The sequence below is a fragment of the Methylobacterium sp. CM6241 genome, from assembly GCF_054817845.1.
Window position 1 is genome coordinate 2,457,350 of sequence record NZ_CM139246.1, and the last position, 21,412, is coordinate 2,478,761.

Genomic DNA, 21,412 nt, shown 5'->3' on the forward strand with positions numbered 1-21,412 from the left:
GCGCAAATTATCCTATGACAAATTTAGAAAGTGTTCCTTAGAGTGGGGACTGCGTAATTTTCACGGCCGAGGAATGCTTCTTCGGCATGCCCTTGGCTTACGTGGAAGGAAGCCAAGGCAAACATCAAAAAAATGTTTCATCCGAGGGCTCCACGCCTTTCCCTCATTGAAGCGTGTCCGCGCCACCGTGATACAACCGAAACTTGCAGCGTCTTCATTAGCCAGAAGTACGATCGGAAACTTCGAGCTCCGACCGGGCAATCTCTCCCGTTGCCAGGAACAGGCGGTAGGCGAGATTGTCCGTTTCATCCACATACGGGTATCCGAGATCGTCCAGGGCGGTATCGAAGCGCTGACGCTCTTTTAGGGGAACGCTGATTCCAGCGAGCACCCGGCCGTAATCGGCGCCGTGGTTACGATAGTGGAATAGGGTGATGTTGAACCCGTCCGCCAAACCGTCCAGGAACCGCAGGAGGGCACCCGGACGCTCCGGGAATTGGAAGCGGTAGATGCGCTCGTCGGTGAGTTCGGTCGAGCGACCGCCGACCATGTAGCGGATATGCACTTTGGCCATCTCGTTGTCGCTGAGATCGACCACGCTGTAGCCGTCGGCCCTGAGGCCGGCGATGAGGTCGCGCTTCTCCGGGATTCCGCCGGGCAAGTTGATGCCCACGAAGATCTGCGCCTCGGCGGAGGGCGCGTAGCGGTAGTTGAACTCGGTGATCGCACGCGGGCCGAGATGGCGGATGAAGGCGCGATAGGAACCCGCCTCTTCGGGGATCGTCACGCCGAGGAGCGCTTCGCGCTGTTCGCCGATCTCGGCACGCTCGGCGATGTGCCGCAGACGATCGAAGTTGAGGTTGGCCCCGGAGGAGATCGCCACCAGCGTCCCCGCCGAGCCGCCCTCGCGCGCCGCATAGACCTTGGCACCGGCCAGAGCCAGGGCGCCGGACGGCTCGGAGACCGCGCGGGTATCGTCGAAGATGTCCTTGACTGCCGCGCACATGGCGTCGGTATCGACGGTGATGACCCCGTCGAGATGCTCTCGGCAGAGACGGAAGGTTTCCTCGCCGGCCTGGCGCACGGCGACACCGTCGGCGAACAATCCCACGGTCGGCAGCACGACACGCTCATCGGCGGCCAGGGCCGCCGCCATGCAGGCGGCATCGTCCGGCTCGACACCGATGACCTTCGTCTCCGGCCGCAGGTACTTCACGAAAGTCGCGATGCCGGCGGCGAGACCGCCGCCGCCGACCGGCACGAAGATCGCCTCGATCGGCCCGGAATGCTGGGTCAGGATCTCCATGCCGATGGTGCCCTGTCCGGCGATCACATCGGGATCGTCGAACGGGTGAAGGAACGTGAGACCCTGCTCGCCTTCCAATTGGCGGGCATGGCCGAGCGCCTCGTCGAACGTATCGCCGAACAGCACGACCTCGGCTCCGCGCGCGCGGCAGGCATCGACCTTGATGGCAGGGGTCGTGCGCGGCATCACGATGACGGCGCGCACGGTGAGACGCGCTGCCGCCAGGGCGACGCCCTGCGCGTGGTTTCCGGCCGAAGCGCAAACGACCCCGCGCGCCAGGACTTCGGAGGAGAGGCCGGACATCTTGTTGTAAGCACCGCGCAGCTTGAACGAGAAGACCGGCTGCAGATCCTCGCGCTTGAGCAGAATCGGGCGCCCCAGGCGCGCGGACATGCGCGGCATCGGATCGAGCGGACTCTCGATGGCGACGTCGTAGACGCGGGCGGTGAGGATCTTGCGGATATAGTCGGTCAAGGAGACGCGTGCTCCGTCGGGGGTTCAGAATCGATGTCGGGTGTGCCTCGGGATACGCCCGAGGCGACAAAGAAGCGAGGGGCGATCCACCGGCCCGGTGGGACAAGGCGCCGCCCGTAGCGGAGATGGCGAACGAGGGTCGACTTTAAAAGAACCTGTCGACCAGGGCTGCCAGCCACACCAGGGCCGCCACGGCCTGCGCCATGAAGGCCCCGGCGGAGGCGAGATCCTTCACCACGCCGATCCGCGCATGGTGGTCCGGGTGGAGGTGGTCGCAGAGTTTCTCGATCGCCGTATTCAGAAATTCGGCCGCCAGCATGAGGAGCAGGCTGGCCAGGAGTGCCACGCGGATCCAGAGCGTTCCGCCGAGCAGAAGCGCCGCCGGAACGCCGACCACCAACAGGACGAGCTCCAGGCGCAAGGCCCGTTCCGTCCGGGCGCCGAAGACGAGCCCGCGCCAGGAATTGAGAAAAGCGAAGTAGAGCGCGCGCATGCTTTCAGCGATCCGCCGGAGCGCCGCGCGCGATCCACTTGGCCAGAAGCGGTCCGGTGATCAGGACGACGAACAGGCGCAGGGTCTGCACCGCCAGGACGAACGAGACGTCGGCCTTCGAGCCGACGGCGATGATCGCCACGGAATCGAGCCCGCCGGGGCTCGTCGCGAGAAACGCCGTGAGGAAGTCGACCGGAAGCAGGAAGGTCAAGCCGAAGGCCCAGCCGCCGCAAAGGGCGATGACCGCAAGGGTGGCGGTGAGGATGCCCGGCAGGGCCGCGACGGTCTCGCGCAACGTCTGCGCGGTGAAACGCAGGCCGACATACCAGCCGATGCAAGCATAGGCGAGATCGAGGAGCGGCTCCGGCAGGGCCATCGAGACGAGGCCCATGGTGTGGAGCACGGCGCCCAGGATCATCGGCCCGACGAGAGCACTCGCCGGCAGGCGCAGAAAGCGGGCCAGCACGGCGCCGATCCCGGCGACTGAGAGCGTCACCAGCACAGGGAGGATACCGGCCTCCTCCAGCGATGCGGCCTGTGCCGGGATCGATGTGTCGGTGAGGATGCGGGCAACCACCGAGGCCGACAGGACCACGGCAGCGACGCGGACATATTGCATGAAGGCGACGAGGCGCGGATCCGCGCCGTATTCTTCCGCCATGGCCGTCATGGCGGCGGCTCCGCCAGGGGACGAGCCCCAGGCGGCGGTACTACCCGGGAGGATTCGCAGGCGGGTCAGCGCCCAGCCGACAAGGGCGCCGGCCATGACGGTGACCAGCACCACGGCGAGGATCAGCAGCCCGTCATCGAGAAGTGTCCCGACGATGTCGGCGGTCACGGATTTGGCGACAAGGCAGCCGATGATGGCCTGCGCCGCCTGGAAACCCGGTTTCGCCAACGACAGGCTCGCACCGCCGACCCCGAAAGCGATGGCGACGAGCATCGGCCCCAGGAGGAGCGCCGCCGGGAACTGCGCGAGCGTGAGGCTGTAGGCGATGACCGCCGAGGCGGCGACGAGCGCCGTCCAGAGGCCGAGGGAGCGCGGGCTGATCACGGGAGACCATTCTTGGGAAGGCAGCCGGCGCTACACCGGTTCGGCGACGCTGTCACGACCCGCCGGGGCATCGTCGCGAAACGCCGTTGTCCCGGCGGGCGCGTGCGCCCTGAAGAAGCTCGCCAGATGCGCAAGGCCGCTGGCGCGCGGGTCGCTGGAGCGCCAGGCGAGAGCGATGGTCCGGCCCGGCCCGTCGAGATCGAAGCCACGCGTGACGGTGAGGCCGCTGGCATCGGCCCCGGCCGGCACGGCGAGCGCGGGGAGCAGGGTGTAGCCGGCGCCGGCCGCCACCATCGAGCGCAGGGTTTCGAGCGAGGTGGCATGGCGACCCGCCGCGGAGCCGGCCCCGCACGCCGCGACGGCCTGATCGCGAAGGCAATTGCCCTCGTCGAGGAGAAGGAGGTCCGGCCCGGCAATGTCCGTCGCCCGCAACGCCCCGCCCTGGGCGAGGGCATGATCGGCGGGACAAGCGAGCAGGAACGGCTCGATGAACAGCGGCGAGACGGTGAGACCGGACGTGGGGATCGGCAGGGAGATCAAGGCGGCGTCGACCCTGCCGTCCCGCAGCCCCTCCAGGATTTCGGCCGTCTTCGCCTCACTCAACGCCAGGGACAGGATGGGAAACTCCTGCCGCAATGTTCGCAGCACGAGCGGAAACAGATACGGCCCCAGGGTTTGGATGGCGGCCAGGACCAGGCGTCCGGTAAGGGGCGCGCCGCGCCCTTCGCTCGCCAAAGCCAGCAGCCGCTGCGCCTCGGCCAGCACCGTGCGGGCCTGGCGGACGATGCTCTGACCCGCCGGCGTCAGCATCACCCGTCGGTTGCCACGTTCGAAGAGAACGAGGCCCAAGGCCTCTTCGAGCTTACGGACCTGCACGCTGAGTGTGGGCTGGCTCACATTGCAGCGTTCGGCCGCCCGTCCGAAGTGATTCTCCTCGGCGACGGCGACGGCATATTCCAGATCCCGGAGGGACAGACCCGATACGTTCATAGGCTCTGTCTATCGCAGCCTTTGCGACGATGCATTAGCCAAACGATCAGGCACGGTTCATAAGGGTGTCTCAGAACGATTCCAGGATGGCGACGCGACACCGCACGCCCGATCCGGATCGTCCCGACATTCTAGGAGAGAGTTCCGCATGAGCGATCAACGCCCGATACTGACCACCCGCCAGGGCCATCCGGTCCGTGACAACCAGAGCACGCGCACGGTCGGCGAGCGGGGACCGGCGACCCTCGAGAACTACCAGTTCATCGAGAAGATCACTCATTTCGACCGTGAGCGTATTCCCGAGCGTGTCGTCCATGCCCGCGGCGCCGGCGCCCATGGCTATTTCGAAGCCTATGGCAAGATCGGCAACGAGCCGGCCTCCAAGTACACCCGCGCCCGCGTCCTGAACGAGACCGGCGTGAAGACGCCGATGTTCGTGCGCTTCTCCACCGTGGCCGGTGCCAAGGAGAGCCCGGAGACCGAGCGCGACCCGCGCGGCTTCGCGGTGAAGTTCAAGACCGTCGACGGCAACTGGGACCTCGTGGGCAACAACCTCAAGGTCTTCTTCATCCGCGATGCGATCAAGTTCCCCGACATGATCCACGCGTTCAAGCCGGACCCGGTGACGAACCGTCAGGAGGCGTGGCGCTTCTTCGACTTCGTGTCCCAGCACCCTGAGGCCATCCACATGGTGACTCACTTGAAGTCACCCTGGGGCATTCCCGCCAACTATCGCGAGATGGAGGGCTCGGGCGTCAACACCTACAAGCTCGTCAATGACCAGGGCGAAGCCGTGCTCTGCAAGTTCCACTGGGAGCCCAAGCAGGGCGTCCGCAACCTGACTTCGGCCCAGGCGTCCGAAATCCAGGCCAAGGATGTCGGCCACGCCACACGTGACCTCTACGACAACATCTCGAAGGGCAACTTCCCCGAGTGGGAATTCTGCGTGCAGATCATGCCGGACGGCCCGAACGACCACCTGTCGTTCGATCCCCTCGACGACACCAAGCTGTGGCCGGTCGAGGACTTCCCGCTTCTGCCCGTGGGTCGCATGGTGCTCGACCGCGTGCCGGACAACTTTTTCGCGGAAGTCGAGCAGTCGGCCTTCGGTACCGGCGTACTCGTGGACGGCATCGACTTCTCGGACGACAAGATGCTCCAGGGTCGGACGCTATCCTATTCGGACACGCAGCGTTACCGCGTCGGCGCCAATTACCTGCAGCTGCCGATCAATGCGCCGCAGCCCGGCGTGAAGGTCTATTCGAACCAGCGTGACGGCCAGATGACCTACTCGGTCGACGGCACCGGTCCGAACCGGCACATCAACTACGAGCCTTCGACGCTGGCCGAGGGCCTGCGCGAGGCTCCGAAGCCCGCCAAGGACTACCACCAGCCGGTCCAGGGCCAGCTCGGCCGCTACCAGACCTCGCGCACCGAGGACGACTACACCCAGGCCGGCGTCCGCTACCGTTCGTTCCAGGATTGGGAGCGTGACGACCTGATCGCCAATCTCGTCGGCGACATGAAGCAGTGCCCGGAAGCCATCCAGCTGCGGATGGTCTGGCACTTCTGGCATGCCGACGAGGATTACGGCCGTCGCGTTGCCGAAGGTGCCGGCATCGATCTGGAGAAGGCCAAGGCCCTGCCGCCGCTGCCGGGCCGCGCGGCTCCGGGCAAGCGTCTCCAGGCCGAGACCTACACGGATGGCAGCCAGGCGCATCGCGTCGCCGCCGAATAAGCTCCGGTAGTTCGGACTGAACCATGACCTCCCCGCGATCCTCGTGATCGCGGGGATTTTTTATGCGGTCATTCCGCGGCGGGAGGCGCGCCGACCTTCCGGTCGCGGCCCGCGCCGAGGGCGAAGATTCCGGACGCCAGGGCGATGGCACAGAACAGACCGGCCGAGACGCGCCAGCCCCCGAACAGGTCGTGCGCCAGGCCGAATCCCAGCGGGCCGAGGGCGGCGATGGAATAGCCCACCGCCTGGGACATCGCCGAGAGATCGGCCGCGCCGACCGCATCGCGGGCGCGCAGCACCACGATGGTGAGGGCGAGTCCGAACAAACCGCCGATTCCGAGACCGAGCCCGATGCCGAACGGGAGAACGAGTGCGACCGGTCCATCGACGAGGGCGAGGAAACTCGCCGCCGACAGGATGAGAAGGGCGATCGCGATACCGCGCTGGTCCCGCAGCCGCGCGGCGAAAGCCGGCACGAGGAGGGCACTCGGCGCCTGTCCGATGCTCATGATGGAGGTGACGAATCCGGCCTCCACCGCCGATAGGCCACGGCTCTGCAGCACGACCGGGAGCCAGCCGAAAGTGATGTAGGCGAGGGACGATTGCAGGCCCATGAACCCGGTGACCTGCCAGGCGAGGGAATCGCGCCAGAGCGGGCGGCGGCGGGCGGGCGGCGGCCCCTTCTCGCGATGGGGGACGAAGACGATCCAGGCTATGGCCGCCGCCACGGCCGGTACGGCCCAGGCCGCCATCGCACGCGTCCAGCCTCCGAAGGCATCGGCCAGGGGCACCGCCGATCCGGCGCCCGTCGCCGCGCCGAGGCAGAGAACCATCGTGTAGAGTCCGGTCATCAAACCGGCCTGCCCGGAGAAGTCTCGCTTCACCAATCCGGGCAACAGGACACCGGCAAGGCCGATCCCGACGGCCGCGATACAGGCCCCGGCGAAAAGGGGAGGGAGCCCTCCGAGCCCGCGTAGGGCCGAGCCGAGGGCGATGACCAGGATCGCGACCAGCACACCACGCTCCGCCCCCGTCCGCCGGACCATGACGGGGCCGAGTACACAGGCGAGGCCGAGGCAGAGGACCGGCAGGGTCGTCAGGAACGCCGCCCCCGCGGCGGTCAGGCCAGTCTCGGCGCGGATGGCGTCCAGTAGGGGACCGAGAGAGGTGAGGGCGGGGCGCATGTTGAACGCGACCAGCATCATCCCGAGCCCGACGAGGACCGGGCGGGCGTTCCGCAAGGTGGGATCGGTCACGCGATGCGGCGCCTTACCAAGAGGGCGATGAGGCCAAGGCCGGCAAGCATCCCGGCGAAGGGCAGGTCACGCAGGACGGCGTAGACTGTGCGGCCGGGCAACCGAACGGGGAGATCCGCATCGAGGATGCCTTCTACCCCCACGGGCAGGCTGGCAGTAATGCGTCCATACGGGTCGACCACCGCCGAGATGCCGGTATTGGCGTCGCGCACCATGGGCAATCCTTCTTCCACGGCCCGCAATCGGGCCTGGGCGAAGTGCTGGCGCGGCCCAGGCGTATCGCCGAACCAGGCATCGTTGGTGACGTTAAGGATCAGCCCCGGAACGGGAGACGACCCGTCGGGCGCGTGTCCGGGCAGGATTTCGCCGGGAAAGATCGCCTCGTAGCAGATCGTCGCGACAACGGGGGGAAGTCCCGCGATGTCGAGCAGACGCTGGCCGGACCGGGCGCCGGGCGTGAATCCGCCGGGAATCGACACGAACTGGCGTAGACCCATCGCCCTCAATGCTGCGTCGAGGGGCCCCGGCAGATACTCGCCGAACGGCACGAGGTGGACCTTGTCGTAGATGTCGCCGAGCTTCGGACCGGACGAGATCGTCAGGATCGAATTGAAGAAGCGCGGGCGCTCATTCGGCAATAGCTCCTCGGCGCGGGCCGCGCCGGTGATGAGCTGCCGCCCCGGGGGGAAAGCGGCGGCGATGCGTGCGAGCGAGTCCGGATCGCGCTGGATCAGGAAGGGGAACGCCGATTCGGGCCAGATCACGTGGGTGACGTCAGCAATGCCGGTACGGTCCGGCGCGGCGGCACGATCGCTGAGACCGATGTACCAGTCGATGATGTCGGCCCGATTTTCCGGGCGGAACTTGGCGTCCTGGTTGAGGTTCGGCTGGACCAGCCGCAGACGTACCCCTTCTACCGTCGCCGTGGCGGTCGGCGGCAGGCGAACGACCCCGAACAGCGCGATCGCGGCGAGTCCGGCGGAGGCAGCCAGGGACGGCGCGTAACGCCCTCGTGCCGTTGTGCCGGTCGCGAGGGTGGCGGGCGCGGCTGCGATCAAGACAGCGAGAAGCGTGAGGCCGTAGAGCCCGATCACCGAGGCGGATTGCATCAGCCAAAGGTTCTGGCCGAGCGCCATGCCGAGGGTGTTCCAAGGAAACCCGGTAAAGAGGTGGCCGCGTAGCCACTCACAGACAGAGATGCCGACCGCGAGAGCGGCGATACGTGCGGGACCCTGTGACCAGAGCACGCGCGCCAGCGCGAAACCCGCGGCGTAGAACAGCGCGAGCACCGCGGGCAGGCCGATCACACCGAGGGGCAACGCCCATAAGAACTCGTCCGCCTCTACCAGGAACGCGGAGCCGAGCCACCACAGACCGGCGGTGAGGTAGCCGAAGCCCCAGGCCCAGCCGATGACCGCGCAGGCGAGGACCGCACCGCGGTTTCCCCGCCGCCCCGTTGCCGCACCGTCGATCAACCAGACGGCGATGCTCAGCGAAACGACGAGGGCGGGCAGGGCACCGAAAGGCGGCATCGCCAGTGCCCCAACGGCGCCGGCGGCGATCGACACGAGCAGGCGACGCCAGCCGGAGGTCAGCATGATCCATTGCGCGAGGTGAGCGAGCGGCCCCGTCGCGCTTCCGTGCACGGGCGCTGGGCGCGACCCGGCACCGTCGAAGGCGTAGCTCATCTTCGGGTCATCCCGGCTGAGGCATCAGCCCGAGACGTGACCGTCACGTTTCGGGAAAAGCTGATGTGAGACGAAAGCCTGATGCAGGATCCGGGGCGCTCGATCCGGAACGAGGCGCTACGAGGCTTCGGCGATCGGACTGCTGCTCGGCGGCGGAAGGGCCAGGGGTATGAGCGGGGCGATCTTCATCGGGCCGCGATGCAACCGCAACCGCTTCACCCGGCGCGGGTCGGCATCGAGCACCTCGAATTCGAGGTCGCCCGGCCCGGTGATGAGTTCGCCGCGCGAGGGAACGCGTCCGGCGAGCGTGACGATGAGGCCGCCGATCGTGTCGATCTCCTCGGCCATCTCGCCCACCGCGGCGACGAGATCGACGCCGCTCACCTCGGATACCTCGGCGAGTCCGGCGCGGGCATCGGCGATGAACATGTCGGCATCGCCCTCGACGCGCTGAACCAGGTGGCCTTCGGCCACATCGTGCTCGTCCTCGATATCGCCGACCACCATCTCGATGAGATCTTCGATGGAGATGAGCCCGTCGGTCCCGCCATATTCGTCGATGACGAGGGCCATGTGCGTGCGCGTCGCCTGCATACGTACCAACAGATCGATGGCCGGCATGGATGGCGGCACGAACAGGACCGGGCGCTGGATCCGGGTCGAGGCCAGGGTCGCCGAAAGATCGACATTGCCGAGGTTGAGCGCCTTCAACGCGCGGGTGGTCCGGCGCGGGCGCGGGGGCACGACGGCGGAGACATCGCCCGACGTGTCGGGGAGGGCGCTGGCGACGGCGGCGCTCGGACGACGGGGGGTCGCTTCGGCCTTGGCGGCAATGTGATCGACGAAGTCGCGGATGTGGACCATGCCGCGCGGATCGTCGAGCGTCTCGCCGTAAACCGGCAGGCGCGAATGGCCGGCGGTGCGGAACAGCTTCAACAGATCGCCGAGACTCGTCTCCATGGAGACGGCGACGATGTCGGCACGCGGGATCATCACGTCGTCCACGCGCACCTTGTGCAGCCCGAGGACGTTCTTAAGCATGGCCCGTTCGAGGGGGGAGAACAGGTTCTCACCCGAATCGGGTTCGGCCAGCGCATCCTCGATATCGTCGCGCAACGAATCGCGCGGCCGGAGATGGAAGGCGTGCAGCAGACGGTCGTACCAGGGCTCGCGCGCCTGAGCCTCACCGTCACCGCTACTGGGCGCAGCCTGAGCCGCGCCGCGACTTCGATCGTTCGTCATGTCTCTCTGATCTGGAATTGCGGGCGGAATCGCCCCTCACTCGGCATAGGGGTCGGCGATACCAAGGCCGTGCAAGGCTTCGGTCTCCAAGGCCTCCATGGCGGTCGCGTCCGCGTCGCCGGTCTCGTGGTCCTGGCCGAGAAGATGAAGCGTGCCATGGATCAGAAGATGCGCGAGGTGGTCTTGAAGCGGTTTTCCCTGCTCGGCACTCTCGCGCAGCATCGTGTCATACGCAAGAACGACATCGCCGAGCGGCACCGCGACACCCGCATGGGCGGGTTGCGGCGAAGCGGGAAAAGACAGGACATTGGTGGGCTTGTCTTTGCCACGCCAGGTCCGGTTGAGGTCCTGGACCACCTCATCCGTGGTCAGCAGCACGCTCACCTCGATCGGATGGGCCGGCGTATCGGGCACGATGGCAAGTCCTGCCTCTACCGCCCGGATGACGAAAGCCTCGAGGTCCGGCACCACGGTTTCCCAACGCGGGTCCTCCACGGCGACGTCGATCTCGGATTCGATCTCCGACTTCGGCATCACGAAAGCGGCCTGCGGCGGGACATGGGCGAGCGGTCCGCATCGCCCTCGCCATGGGCAGCCGTCTCGTAGGCGGTGACGATGCGGCGAACGAGGTCATGGCGCACCACGTCGACGTCCCGGAAGGTCACCCGGCCGATCCCCTCGACACCATCGAGGATGTTCACGGCCTCGACGAGCCCGGATTTCTGGCCGGGCGGGAGATCGACCTGACTCGGGTCTCCGGTGATGATCATCCGCGAGTTCTCGCCGAGACGGGTGAGAAACATCTTCATCTGCATCGAGGTGGTGTTCTGCGCCTCGTCGAGCAGGACCACGGCGTTGGTCAGGGTCCGGCCGCGCATGAAGGCCAGCGGCGCGATCTCGATGACGCCGGTCTGCAGGCTGCGATCAACGTGCCGCGCCTCCATGAAATCGTAGAGCGCGTCGTAGATCGGACGCAGGTAGGGATCGACTTTCTCGCGCATGTCGCCGGGCAGGAAGCCGAGACGCTCGCCGGCCTCGACGGCGGGCCGTGACAGGATCAGGCGCTCCACATGGCCCTGTTCCAGCAGGGACACCGCGTAGCCCACCGCAAGCCAGGTCTTGCCGGTGCCGGCGGGGCCTTCGGCGAAGACGAGCTCATGGTTGCGAAGAAGCTTGATATAAGTGTCCTGGGCCGCGTTCCTGGCCCGCACGGCGCCGCGCTTGCGCGTGGCGATCTGGTCGAAATGCGGGCGATCCGGCTCGGCGCTCACCTCCGCGGAGGGGAAGAGGTTGCCCTGAAGCGTCGTCTCCTGGATCGCGCCGTCGACATCGCCGAGGGTCAGGGCGGTGCCGCTGACCTTCACACGCGCATAGAGCCGTTCGAACACCTTGCGCGCCTTCTCGGCGGCATCCGGCGGTCCCTTCACAACGAGGTGGTTGCCCAGAGCCGTGGCGGTGACGGCCAGACGCCGTTCGATATGGGCGACGTTCTGGTCGTACTGGCCGAAAACGAGGCTGGCGAGCCGGTTGTCATCGAAGGTCAGGGAGACGTCTACCGTCTCCACGATCTCTCCCACCCGCGCCGCCGGTCCACGCCCACGGAGGGGCGCTCCCCGTCCACTCAGACCGTCAGATGCCGGCACGCAGAGGCTCCTTGCTGTGAGTATCGCTGAGCGTCACGAATGGGGTCGGGACGGCATGACGCGGCCATCCCATCTCCCAGGATGAAAATGCGGTTGCGTGGCGTCAGCGTCGTCAAGCGGCCGCCGCCTCGTCGGTAACGGCTTCGCCGAACAGGCTGTTCGAGCCGGCGCGGATCACGCGCACAGGCACGACCGTGCCGATGGTGGCAGGCGGGGCATCGAACTGCACGGGCAGGAGATGCGGTGTCTTGCCGGCGACCTGCCCCGGATGACGTCCGGCCTTCTCCACCAGCACCTCGACGACATGGCCGACGGCGGACGCGTTGAAGGCGTGACGCTGGTCATCGAGCAAGGCCTGGAGTGCTGCGAGGCGCTCGGACTTCACGGCCTCGGGCACGGCGTCCTCGCGCTCGGCGGCCGGCGTACCGGGGCGCGGGCTGTACTTGAAAGAATAGGCCGACGCGAAGCCGATCTCGGCCACGAGGCGCATCGTCTCGTCGAACTCCACGTCGGTCTCGCCGGGGAACCCGACGATGAAGTCGGAGGACAGGGCGATATCCGGGCGCACCCGGCGCACGCGCTCGATGAGCCGGCGATAGGCATCGCCCGTATGCTTGCGGTTCATCGCCTGCAGCACGCGGGTGGAGCCCGACTGAACCGGCAGGTGCAAGTAAGGCATCAGCGCGGCGATTTCCCCATGCGCCCGGATCAGATCGTCAGCCATGTCGTTGGGGTGGCTCGTGGTGTAGCGCAGGCGCAGGAGGCCCGGTATCGCTTCGAGCGCGCGCATCACCGTGGGAAGCGTCACCGATGCGCCATCGGCGCCGACCCCATGATAGGCATTGACGTTCTGCCCGATCAGCGTGATCTCGCGAGCACCGCCTCGAACGAGTTTCTGCGCCTCATCCAGGATCGCCTCCACCGAGCGCGAGACCTCGGCCCCGCGCGTATAGGGGACGACGCAGAAGGCGCAGAACTTGTCGCAGCCTTCCTGCACGGTCAGGAACGAGGAGACCGCAGCCGTCCGCCGAATGGGCAGGTGGTCGAACTTGTCCTCGACGGGAAACTCCGTGTCGACGACGCGCGCCGAGTTGGAGCGAGCCAGAAGATCCGGCAGGCGATGGTAGTTCTGCGGACCCACGACCACGTCGACGGCGGGTGAACGCGCCAGAATCTCCTTACCCTCAGCCTGTGCGACGCAGCCCGCGACCACGATCCGTGTGTCCAGCCCAGCCTCGGCACGAGCCGATTTCAGAACGCGCAGTCGGCCGAGTTCGGAATAGACCTTGTCGGCGGCCTTCTCGCGAATGTGGCAGGTATTGAGGATGACGACATCCGCCTCCTCGACGCTTTCCGTGGCGGCATAGCCCTGGCTACCGAGCAGGTCGGACATGCGACCCGCATCGTAGGCATTCATCTGACAGCCGTAGGATTTGACGTAGGCTTTCTTCAACGCGACCGTTCCAGCACCGGATAGACCTCGGGCGTCGCTCGGACGCCCCCTGCTGCCGGCGGTGCTAGCACGTTTCACCCGGCCCGTCGCTTCCTTGCGACATTACGAACACGGCCGAAGGGGTTGAGGCGGCGACATTCGAGGAGGGGAGCGTTGCGATGAGGGGCTCCGCGACGGGCAGTGCCACCGCCACGCCCTCCCACCGGCCCGTTACGGATGCCTGCATCGCCCTGCGCACCGAGGCTTCGGCCATGGCGGTGGCGCGCTTGCGGTCGGTGCCGGCCTCGAAGGCGATGGGATCGCCCCAGACGACGTGGGCGTCGATCGGCCCTTCCCGAAGGAAGACCGCAAGATGCGGCGCCAGCTCCATGTCACCGTACCAGGCGATGCCCGGCCGCTCGGACCGGATCACGGGCAGGCCGTTGCGGCGCGGATAGGTGAGGGCGAGGGGCTGGAGCCGGACGCGGTCGCGGGTGCCGCCCTCGGAATCGATGGCCGCGCGGGCGGCTCCGACGAGGGACGAGCGGAACGGCAGCAGCCGTGTCCCGTCACCCGTCGTACCTTCGGCGAAGAGGACGATGAGATCGCCATCGGTCAACCGGCTCGCCACCGTGGCGTTGACGCTGGCTGTCGCGGCACGGCGCGCCCGGTCGATGAAGACGGTACGCTGGAGCCGGGCCAGGGTTCCCACGACGGGCCACCCGGAAATCTCCGATTTCGCCACGAAGGAGAGCGGCCGCAAGGATCCGAGGACGAGGATATCGAGCCAGGAGATGTGGTTGGATAGGACGAGGGCCGGCTCCCCCAGGGCAGGGGGCGTGCCGCTCTGGGTCACCCTCACGGAGAACAGCGCCAGGAAGATCCGGTGGAAGTAGGTCGGCGCATGGGCAGCGATCCGTCCGCGCCCGAATCTCAGGCTGAGGAGATGCGGACCGACCAGCACCCCGAAGGCCAGGACGCAGACGAGAAGCCGAAGGGCGGTGCCGAGACGCGTCATCGTCCGACGTCGATCAAGAAGCGCGGATCACGACAGGGTCGCCGTCATGGTGAAGGCGGTGGCGCGAGTGCCATCGGCGCGGGTGTAATACCCGGTGCGCTCGCCGACGCGCTGGAAGCCGTGCCTGGCGTAGAGCTTCAGTGCGGCGGCATTGCCCTCGTCCACTTCGAGATGGACATGGCGCACGCCGTTCAGCGCGAGATGCCCGAGATGCTCACGTACGAGCTTGTGGCTCAGGCCACCGCCCCGTGCGGCAGGTGCCAGGACGACGGTGAGGATCTCGGCTTCGTCGGCGACGCGGCGCGAAAGAATGAAGCCCTGGATCGTGCCGGCGCGCCAGAGCGCGTGAGCCTCGGTGGAGCGCTCGCACAGCATCCGCTCGAATTCATGGGCATCCCAGGGCCGCGCGAAGGAGGTGGCGTGCAGGCGGGCAAGGGTGGAGGCGGAGGAAGAATCGCGTAGAGGCGTCACGTAGGGCTCGCCGCCCCAGGCGTCCCACCAGGCCAGCCACCAATCGAGAGCCCAAAGCGGAGAGACGGGACGAATCATCGACGGGCCAGCCTCGCGTGATCCTGGGGAGTGGCGTCCGGTCCACGCAGGTAGAGCGGACGCGCCATGGCTTGGGCAGGGTCGGCCAGCATGCCGAGGGAGGCGATCCAGGCAATCTGCGGCGGGCCGGCATCACTGATAGATGCCGCGACGCCACGGGATCTCAGCAGGCTGCTCAGTGCGGGCGCGCCGGATCCAACCAGGGTGACGGGGCTACGCCCGACGTGATCGGCCGCTTCCTCGATCCGCAGGAGGCTTGGGGGCACGACGATGCCTTCCGCCATGTTCATGGCCTGAAAATACACCGAGCCGTGCCGGGCATCGATCGCCGCGGCAATCAGGCCCTGGCCGTTGGTGGCGAGCAAGGGCGCCAGGAGCGCGGACAATGTCGTGACGCCGACCACCGGGACCTGTGTCGCGAGGCCGACGGCGCGAGCGGCCGACAAGCCGACGCGAAGGCCGGTATAGCTCCCTGGACCGACGGTGACCGCGACCCGGTCGAGACTCTCGAACCCGCCTTCGACACGCGCCATCACGCGTTCCAGCATGGGGAGCAACGCTTCGGCATGGCCACGGGCCAAGGTCATGGATTCTTCGGCGAGGAGATCGTCGGAGAGATCCGTCGCGATGCAGACGGAGCAGGCGTCCAGCGCCGTGTCGATAGCCAGGATACGCAACGTCACTCCAGATCGGGATGCCCGTCGGGCGCACGAGTTTACGATGAAAAAGGCCGCCCCGTCAGTGCGGGACGGCCCTCGGAAGCAACGAAGGACGCAGGGTGTTGCGCGCTTGCGACGGCAATCAGACCGCCTGGACCTCGCGCACTTCGGGAAGGAAGTGCTTGAACAGGTTCTGCACCCCATGCCGGAGCGTGGCGGTGGAGGAAGGGCAGCCGGAACAGGCACCCTTCATTTCGAGATAGACCACGCCCTCCTTGAAGCCACGGAACGTGATGTCGCCGCCATCGCTGGCAACCGCAGGGCGCACCCGGGTCTCGAGCAGGTCCTTGATGGTGACGACGGTGTCGTGATCCGCCGCATCGTAGAATTCCTCGGCATCGTCGCTGCCGAGAACGACGCCCTCTGCCAGGACCGGGGCGCCCGACTGGAAATGCTCCATGATCGCGCCGAGGATCGCCGGCTTCACCTGCGGCCAGCCATGCTCGTTCTCGATCTTGGTCACGGAGATGAAGTCGTGGCCGAAATAGACGCCGGCGACGCCGGGTACGTCGAAGAGGCGCTGGGCCAGCGGCGAGCGAGCAGCGGCTTCGGCATCCCGAGCCTCGAAGGTCGATTCGGGGAGTACCACGCGCCCCGGCAGAAACTTCAGGGTGGCGGGATTAGGAGTAGCTTCGGTCTGGATGAACATGGCTGTGTCGTATCCTCGTCCGCTGCGCCGGTTCAAGGCCGGCCGGGAAGGGCGCGAGGAACGCCCCGCGCTTACCTATCCATGTGGACCGTATGCGGGATTTTCTCAACCTGCACGCACCGGGCGGTGGACAGGCCCGTTCGTGTTCTTCGACGGGGATGTCGACAAGCGCCGATGCTTCCTGTATGGCCCGCGGCAACTCAAAACAGGATGCCGAAATCCTGACGCACGCATTCCCCTCCTGGGATCGCGGGCGCGCACCGGCAGGAACTTGACCATGAACATCATCCAGCAGCTCGAGCAGGAGCAGATTGCTGCGCTCGGCAAGACCATTCCCGACTTCCAGCCCGGCGACACGGTGACCGTGAACGTGAAGGTGAAGGAAGGCGAGCGTACCCGCGTGCAGGCCTATGAAGGCGTATGCATCGCGCGCTCCGGTGGCGGCCTCAACGAGAGCTTCACCGTCCGCAAGATTTCCTACGGCGAGGGCGTCGAGCGCGTCTTCCCGGTCTACTCGCCGATGATCGATTCGATCGCCGTCGTGCGTCGCGGTAAGGTGCGTCGCGCCAAGCTGTACTACCTGCGCGACCGTCGCGGTAAGTCCGCCCGTATCGTCGAGCGCGCCGACCGCCCCGCCGAGAAGGCCGCCAAGGCCGATGCCTCGAAGGCCAACAAGGACGCCCGCAAGGCCGAGAAGGCAGCAAAGTCCGCTGCCAAGACCGCAGCCGAATAAGCTGTACGGCAAGCCTCGTTAGAATTGCGAAAGGCCGGGCATTGCCCGGCCTTTTTCGTTGGCGGATGGACGCCGCACCGGCATCCACCCCAAAGCAGTCTCGCATCCCGAGACATACTCGATCCACCCCCTCCTCGACTGCAACATCTACGAGGACGGATTGGCCGGCACAAGGATCATCTCCATCCGACCACCGCGGGGGAAGGGAATCATTTTCATTTCCTGCTTCGGCGCAGGGCTCAATATCCGCGACGGCTCATAGCGCTGGTCGATCGCATGGGTCGCGTCGATATCTTGGTGACGCTGTTGAACGCCGCGCTTCCCCGCAATCTGGGCAACCGCCGCCGAGGAAGCCGTCGCGAGAATGAGCACGGTGGCAATTGCTACATTTTTATACAGCATGATTTTCCTTAGTGCATGTTTCAGCTACATAAGGGTCAACGGACGGCCAACAATGCCTAATCCTGCGCCAATCAGCCCAGTCCGTGAACAGGGTGCGGCGTCACACGGGCCAAGAGGAAAGGCCTGACATTGTGTTCGGAGGCCCGGATTAACCTCCTGACGCGATCCGAACGTGGTCTCGCCAAGGCAATATGAAGAAGACCATCAGCAAGATGGCGGCACATAGCAAAATAAATAGAGATTTCACTTCCGAAATAGATATCGATAGATATCCGCATCATCTTACTAAAGCGACCAGGCCGCTTGGGTCCAAGTGATGAGAGGATATCTTCGGACCCATTCCCTCAGGCCGGAGCCCCGGCCGTCATAGCCCGAGGCAGCGACCGGCGCCGCCTCGGAGGATGGGTCAGCTTCATCAGCGTCCCGGAAAGGGCGGATTGGAGGTCGGGTCGGCTGATCGAATGGAGACGTCCCGCCCCCTTCACACCACTATCCCCGGCGCAGGGCCTCGAGCACCTTTCCGCCCGGCCGCCCGGTCTGCGGCATGCCGAGCTTGCGCTCGATGGCCTTGATCGCGTCGCGGGTCTTTGCGCCGACTTTACCGTCCGGCTCGCCGACATCGTAGCCCTGGGCCGCCAATCTGGTCTGAAGATCGCGGCGCTCGGCGCGCGACAGGGGCGGATCGTCGGTGGGCCATTCCGCCTGGACGCCGGAGCGGCCGCGCAGGCGGTCGGACAGCACCGCGATGGCCAGACCGTAGGATTCGGCGGCGTTGTAGGAATAGAGCGCGTCGAAATTCCGGGTCACCAGGAAGGCCGGACCGTTGATACCGGCCGGGAGCAGGATGCCAGCGGGGCCGTCGCCGGAGAGCGGGCGTCCGTCGATCCGGGTGACACCCATGGAGGCCCAATGCGCCACGGCGTGCTTGTTCTTGCGCCCGGCGGCCCCGGCATTGAAGCCCTTCGGCACCCGAACCTCGTACCCCCATGGCTGGCTGTTCGACCATTTGGCCACGCGCAGGAAGTTGGCGGTGGAGGCCACCGCGTCGGGCACCGAATCCACGAGATCACGGCGCCCGTCGCCGTCGCCGTCGACGGCGAGGCGCTGGTAGGTGGTGGGCATGAACTGGGTCTGGCCAAAGGCGCCGGCCCATGACCCCATAAGGCGGGACGGGTCGATGTCGCCGCGCTCGATGATCTTCAGGGTCGCCATCAGCTCGCCCTTGAAGAAGCCCGCGCGGCGGTGGTTCGAGCAGATCAGAGTGGCAAAGGACTGAACCAGCGGCATCTTACCGAGGTTCTTGCCGAAATTCGATTCGACGCCCCAGACGGCGGCGATGGTGTAGCGGTCTACGCCATAGCGCGCCTCCGCATTGGCGAGGGCCTGGCCATGCTGCTTCATCGCCGCTTTGCCGTCGTCCACCCGCTCCTCGTCGACGAGGGCGGCCATGTAGTCCCAGATCGGCGTCTTGAATTCGGGCTGCGCCTGGGAGAGCTCGATGACCTTGTCGTCGAAGGCGATGCCGTCGGTCGCCGCGCGGAAGGTCTGGGCCGAGATCCCCTGAGAGGCCGCCTCCGCCTGAAGCGAGGCAAGACATGAGCGGAAGTCGGCCTTGGCCGGAACGGACGCTGCCGCACTCGCGAGGCAGAGGAGGGCGGTCAGCTTCGCGCGCGACGTCATGGGCGGTCTCCCGGCGGTTTTCGGCGTTTCCCGACCTTTAAGCCGCGCGCATGGTAAACGAACCGTGATGATGTCGGCGCTCAGGCAAATCCGCGCGCGGCGAGCTTCTCCTCGTAGGCGTCGATCTTCGGCGCGCGCTTGAGGGTCAGGCCGATCTCGTCGAGCCCGTTGAGCAGGCTTTCTTTGCGCCCGGCATCGATGTCGAAATGCAGCGTGCCGCCATCAGGCCCCTTGATGGTCTGGCTCTCGAGATCGATCGTCAAGGTAGCGTTGGAGCCGCGCTCGGCATCGTCGAACAGCTTCTCCAGATCCTCCGGCGAGACGATGATGGCGAGGATGCCGTTCTTGGCGCAGTTGTTGAAGAAGATATCGGCGAAGCTCGTGGAGATGATGCAGCGGATACCGAAATCGGCCAGCGCCCACGGCGCGTGCTCCCGCGACGAGCCGCAGCCAAAATTATCGCCGGCCACCAGCACTTTGGCATTACGGTAAGCCGGCTGGTTGAGGACGAAATCCGGGTTCTCGGAGCCATCGTCGTTGTAGCGCATCTCGGAGAACAGGCCCTTGCCGAGCCCGGTGCGCTTGATCGTCTTGAGATACTGCTTCGGGATGATCCGGTCGGTATCGACATTGGTGATGCGCATCGGCGCGGCAACGCCGGTGAGGGTGGTGAACTTTTCCATGATGCTTCGCCGTTCGTGAACCGGCCCGTCGCCCGCGCCTCTCCCGCGCTCGGGAGAAGAAGGGCAATCACCGGATGATCCTGTTTCCTTTCCTTACCAGTCGCCTTGGCATCTCGAAAGCAGGCGGTGCCATCTCGTAGCCGTCACGCAACTTGGCTATGCTTATCGTCGACGGACAACCGGGGCGACGCGATGAACGAGACGAGCAATCAGTTCAAGAAGGCGCCCAAGCGCAAAAAGGAAAAGGCCCGGAGCGTTTCCGTGTCACCGGAAATGCGCCAGGCCTATGCCGATCTCATTAAGGAGCGCGAAGAACGCGAGGCTTATGCCCAGCACCTGCCGGCCGAGGGCGGCGGCAAGCGCTGAGCACCTTCCTCGATCTCAGCGCTTCGGGCCGGCCTCGATCACGTCTTCCAGCGTGCGGAGCCCAGCGCGGGGAGCGTTGACGAGACAGGCCATGTTGCCGGGCGGGTGCTGGTTCTTCCACATCTTCGTGTGCGCCTGGGGGATCTTATCCCACGGGAACACCTCGCTCATGCAGGGGTCGATGCGCTGGTCCAGCACGAATTGGTTGGCGGCCGAAGCCTGCTTCAGATGCGCGAAGTGCGAACCCTGAATACGCTTCTGGCGCATCCACACGTAACGGGCATCGAAGGTGATGTTGAAGCCGGTGGTACCGGCGCAGAACACCACCATGCCGCCACGCTTCACGACGAGCGCGGAGACCGGGAAGGTCGCCTCACCGGGATGCTCGAAGACGATGTCGACATCGTTGCCCTTGCCGGTGATGTCCCAGATCGCCTTGCCGAACTTGCGCGCTTCCTTGGTCCAGGCGTGGAATTCCGGGGAGTTCACCTTGGGCAGCTGGCCCCAGCAATCGAAGTCCTTGCGGTTGATGACGCCCTTGGCGCCAAGGCTCATCACGTAGTCGCGCTTCGACTCGTCCGAGATGACCGCGATGGCGTTCGCACCGGAGGCGGCGCAGAGCTGGACGCCGAACACGCCGAGACCGCCCGAGGCGCCCCAGATCAGCACGTTCTGGCCCGGCTTCACCGTGTGCGGAGCGTGGCCGAACAGCATCCGGTAGGCGGTGGCGAGGGTCAGTGTGTAGCAGGCACCTTCTTCCCAGGTGAGGTGCTGCGGCCGCTTCATCAGCTGGCGCGACTGGACCCGGCAGAACTGCGCGAACGAGCCGTCCGGCGTCTCGTAGCCCCAGATCCGCTGTGAAGGCGAGAACATCGGGTCACCGCCGTTACACTCCTCGTCGTCGCCGTCGTCGCGGTTACAATGCACGATGACTTCGTCGCCGACCTTCCAGCGCTTCACCTTGGCGCCCACGGCCCAGACGATGCCCGAGGCATCCGAACCGGCGATGTGGTAGTCGGCCTTGTGCACGTCGAAGGGAGAGATCGGCTCGCCGAGTCCGGCCCAGACACCATTGTAGTTGATGCCGGCCGCCATGACGTAGACGAGGACTTCGTCGTCGCCGATCTCCCAGGTCGGCACCACCTCGACCTGCATCGACTCCTCCGGCGGGCCATGGCGCTCGCGCCGGATCGCCCAGGCATACATCTTCGCCGGAACATGGCCGAGGGGCGGAATTTCACCCAGCTCGTAGAGGTCCTTGCCCTCGGTCGTATTCAAGGCAGCACTCGCCGACATC

At 66.2% G+C, this 21,412-nt stretch carries 21 protein-coding genes; 3 read left to right on the plus strand and 18 right to left on the minus strand.

Annotation, left to right across the window (positions count from 1 at the left end; all coding sequences use genetic code 11):
- Window positions 1-217 precede the first annotated feature (217 nt).
- The 4 genes from ilvA to ACYQR9_RS11370 all read right to left on the minus strand — a co-directional run bounded on the left by ilvA (window position 218) and on the right by ACYQR9_RS11370 (window position 4,317).
- Window positions 218-1,780, minus strand: a complete 1,563-nt coding sequence (gene ilvA / locus ACYQR9_RS11355) for a threonine ammonia-lyase, biosynthetic (RefSeq protein WP_461229620.1) — start codon at window positions 1,778-1,780, stop codon at window positions 218-220.
- A 145-nt stretch (window positions 1,781-1,925) separates the two neighbouring features.
- Entirely contained in the window at window positions 1,926-2,273 is a 348-nt protein-coding gene (locus tag ACYQR9_RS11360; protein ID WP_419951528.1) for a diacylglycerol kinase, read from the minus strand.
- Between the two features lie 4 nt (window positions 2,274-2,277).
- Window positions 2,278-3,327 carry an AbrB family transcriptional regulator gene (locus tag ACYQR9_RS11365; RefSeq protein ID WP_461229621.1) on the minus strand — a complete coding sequence of 350 codons (1,050 nt, stop codon included), beginning with the start codon at window positions 3,325-3,327 and terminating at the stop codon, window positions 2,278-2,280.
- Between the two features lie 30 nt (window positions 3,328-3,357).
- Window positions 3,358-4,317 (minus strand): LysR substrate-binding domain-containing protein, encoded by a 960-nt coding sequence (locus ACYQR9_RS11370; protein WP_056429935.1) that lies wholly within the window; start codon window positions 4,315-4,317, stop codon window positions 3,358-3,360.
- Between the two features lie 148 nt (window positions 4,318-4,465).
- Between ACYQR9_RS11370 and ACYQR9_RS11375 the strand changes: the two genes are divergently transcribed.
- Window positions 4,466-6,055, plus strand: a complete 1,590-nt coding sequence (locus tag ACYQR9_RS11375) for a catalase (RefSeq protein WP_056429937.1) — start codon at window positions 4,466-4,468, stop codon at window positions 6,053-6,055.
- Window positions 6,056-6,123: 68 nt separating this feature from the next.
- On the opposite strand, the gene ACYQR9_RS11380 is transcribed toward ACYQR9_RS11375, so the two are convergent.
- The 10 genes from ACYQR9_RS11380 to ACYQR9_RS11425 all read right to left on the minus strand — a co-directional run bounded on the left by ACYQR9_RS11380 (window position 6,124) and on the right by ACYQR9_RS11425 (window position 16,251).
- Window positions 6,124-7,311 (minus strand): MFS transporter, encoded by a 1,188-nt coding sequence (locus ACYQR9_RS11380; RefSeq protein ID WP_461229622.1) that lies wholly within the window; start codon window positions 7,309-7,311, stop codon window positions 6,124-6,126.
- Complete coding sequence (gene lnt, locus ACYQR9_RS11385) at window positions 7,308-8,999, minus strand: apolipoprotein N-acyltransferase (RefSeq protein ID WP_461229624.1); 1,692 nt, start codon at window positions 8,997-8,999, stop codon at window positions 7,308-7,310. The genes ACYQR9_RS11380 and lnt overlap by 4 nt, the downstream gene beginning before the upstream one ends.
- A 117-nt stretch (window positions 9,000-9,116) precedes the next feature.
- Window positions 9,117-10,241, minus strand: a complete 1,125-nt coding sequence (locus ACYQR9_RS11390; protein ID WP_461224810.1) for a hemolysin family protein — start codon at window positions 10,239-10,241, stop codon at window positions 9,117-9,119.
- Window positions 10,242-10,277: 36 nt separating this feature from the next.
- Window positions 10,278-10,775 (minus strand): rRNA maturation RNase YbeY, encoded by a 498-nt coding sequence (gene ybeY, locus ACYQR9_RS11395; RefSeq protein ID WP_461229625.1) that lies wholly within the window; start codon window positions 10,773-10,775, stop codon window positions 10,278-10,280.
- Window positions 10,775-11,884, minus strand: a complete 1,110-nt coding sequence (locus ACYQR9_RS11400; protein WP_461229626.1) for a PhoH family protein — start codon at window positions 11,882-11,884, stop codon at window positions 10,775-10,777. Before ACYQR9_RS11400 ends, ybeY begins: the two co-directional genes overlap by 1 nt.
- Before the next feature lie 112 nt (window positions 11,885-11,996).
- Complete coding sequence (gene miaB / locus ACYQR9_RS11405) at window positions 11,997-13,337, minus strand: tRNA (N6-isopentenyl adenosine(37)-C2)-methylthiotransferase MiaB (RefSeq protein ID WP_461229627.1); 1,341 nt, start codon at window positions 13,335-13,337, stop codon at window positions 11,997-11,999.
- A 64-nt stretch (window positions 13,338-13,401) separates the two neighbouring features.
- A complete protein-coding gene (locus ACYQR9_RS11410) occupies window positions 13,402-14,334 on the minus strand; it encodes a lysophospholipid acyltransferase family protein (RefSeq protein ID WP_461229628.1) in 933 nt (310 codons plus the stop codon).
- Between the two features lie 27 nt (window positions 14,335-14,361).
- Window positions 14,362-14,883, minus strand: coding sequence for a GNAT family N-acetyltransferase (locus tag ACYQR9_RS11415; protein ID WP_056429952.1), 522 nt, complete (start codon window positions 14,881-14,883; stop codon window positions 14,362-14,364).
- Window positions 14,880-15,560, minus strand: a complete 681-nt coding sequence (gene tsaB, locus ACYQR9_RS11420; protein WP_207410780.1) for a tRNA (adenosine(37)-N6)-threonylcarbamoyltransferase complex dimerization subunit type 1 TsaB — start codon at window positions 15,558-15,560, stop codon at window positions 14,880-14,882. Before tsaB ends, ACYQR9_RS11415 begins: the two co-directional genes overlap by 4 nt.
- A 124-nt stretch (window positions 15,561-15,684) precedes the next feature.
- Window positions 15,685-16,251: a NifU family protein gene (locus ACYQR9_RS11425; protein ID WP_056429959.1), complete on the minus strand. Its 567-nt coding sequence runs from the start codon at window positions 16,249-16,251 to the stop codon at window positions 15,685-15,687.
- Between the two features lie 277 nt (window positions 16,252-16,528).
- Here ACYQR9_RS11425 and rplS point away from each other — a divergent pair, with 277 nt between their 5' ends.
- Entirely contained in the window at window positions 16,529-16,984 is a 456-nt protein-coding gene (rplS, locus tag ACYQR9_RS11430; protein ID WP_018042354.1) for a 50S ribosomal protein L19, read from the plus strand.
- A gap of 147 nt (window positions 16,985-17,131) precedes the next feature.
- On the opposite strand, the gene ACYQR9_RS11435 is transcribed toward rplS, so the two are convergent.
- The 3 genes from ACYQR9_RS11435 to leuD all read right to left on the minus strand — a co-directional run bounded on the left by ACYQR9_RS11435 (window position 17,132) and on the right by leuD (window position 19,749).
- Window positions 17,132-17,386, minus strand: a complete 255-nt coding sequence (locus ACYQR9_RS11435; protein WP_461229629.1) for a hypothetical protein — start codon at window positions 17,384-17,386, stop codon at window positions 17,132-17,134.
- A 489-nt stretch (window positions 17,387-17,875) separates the two neighbouring features.
- A complete protein-coding gene (locus ACYQR9_RS11440) occupies window positions 17,876-19,066 on the minus strand; it encodes a lytic murein transglycosylase (RefSeq protein WP_461229630.1) in 1,191 nt (396 codons plus the stop codon).
- An 80-nt stretch (window positions 19,067-19,146) separates the two neighbouring features.
- Complete coding sequence (gene leuD, locus ACYQR9_RS11445; RefSeq protein WP_419951519.1) at window positions 19,147-19,749, minus strand: 3-isopropylmalate dehydratase small subunit; 603 nt, start codon at window positions 19,747-19,749, stop codon at window positions 19,147-19,149.
- Window positions 19,750-19,941: 192 nt separating this feature from the next.
- Here leuD and ACYQR9_RS11450 point away from each other — a divergent pair, with 192 nt between their 5' ends.
- A complete protein-coding gene (locus ACYQR9_RS11450; RefSeq protein WP_200919143.1) occupies window positions 19,942-20,115 on the plus strand; it encodes a hypothetical protein in 174 nt (57 codons plus the stop codon).
- A 15-nt stretch (window positions 20,116-20,130) separates the two neighbouring features.
- On the opposite strand, the gene ccrA is transcribed toward ACYQR9_RS11450, so the two are convergent.
- Window positions 20,131-21,411, minus strand: coding sequence for a crotonyl-CoA carboxylase/reductase (ccrA, locus tag ACYQR9_RS11455; RefSeq protein ID WP_027172596.1), 1,281 nt, complete (start codon window positions 21,409-21,411; stop codon window positions 20,131-20,133).
- Window position 21,412: the final 1 nt, after the last annotated feature.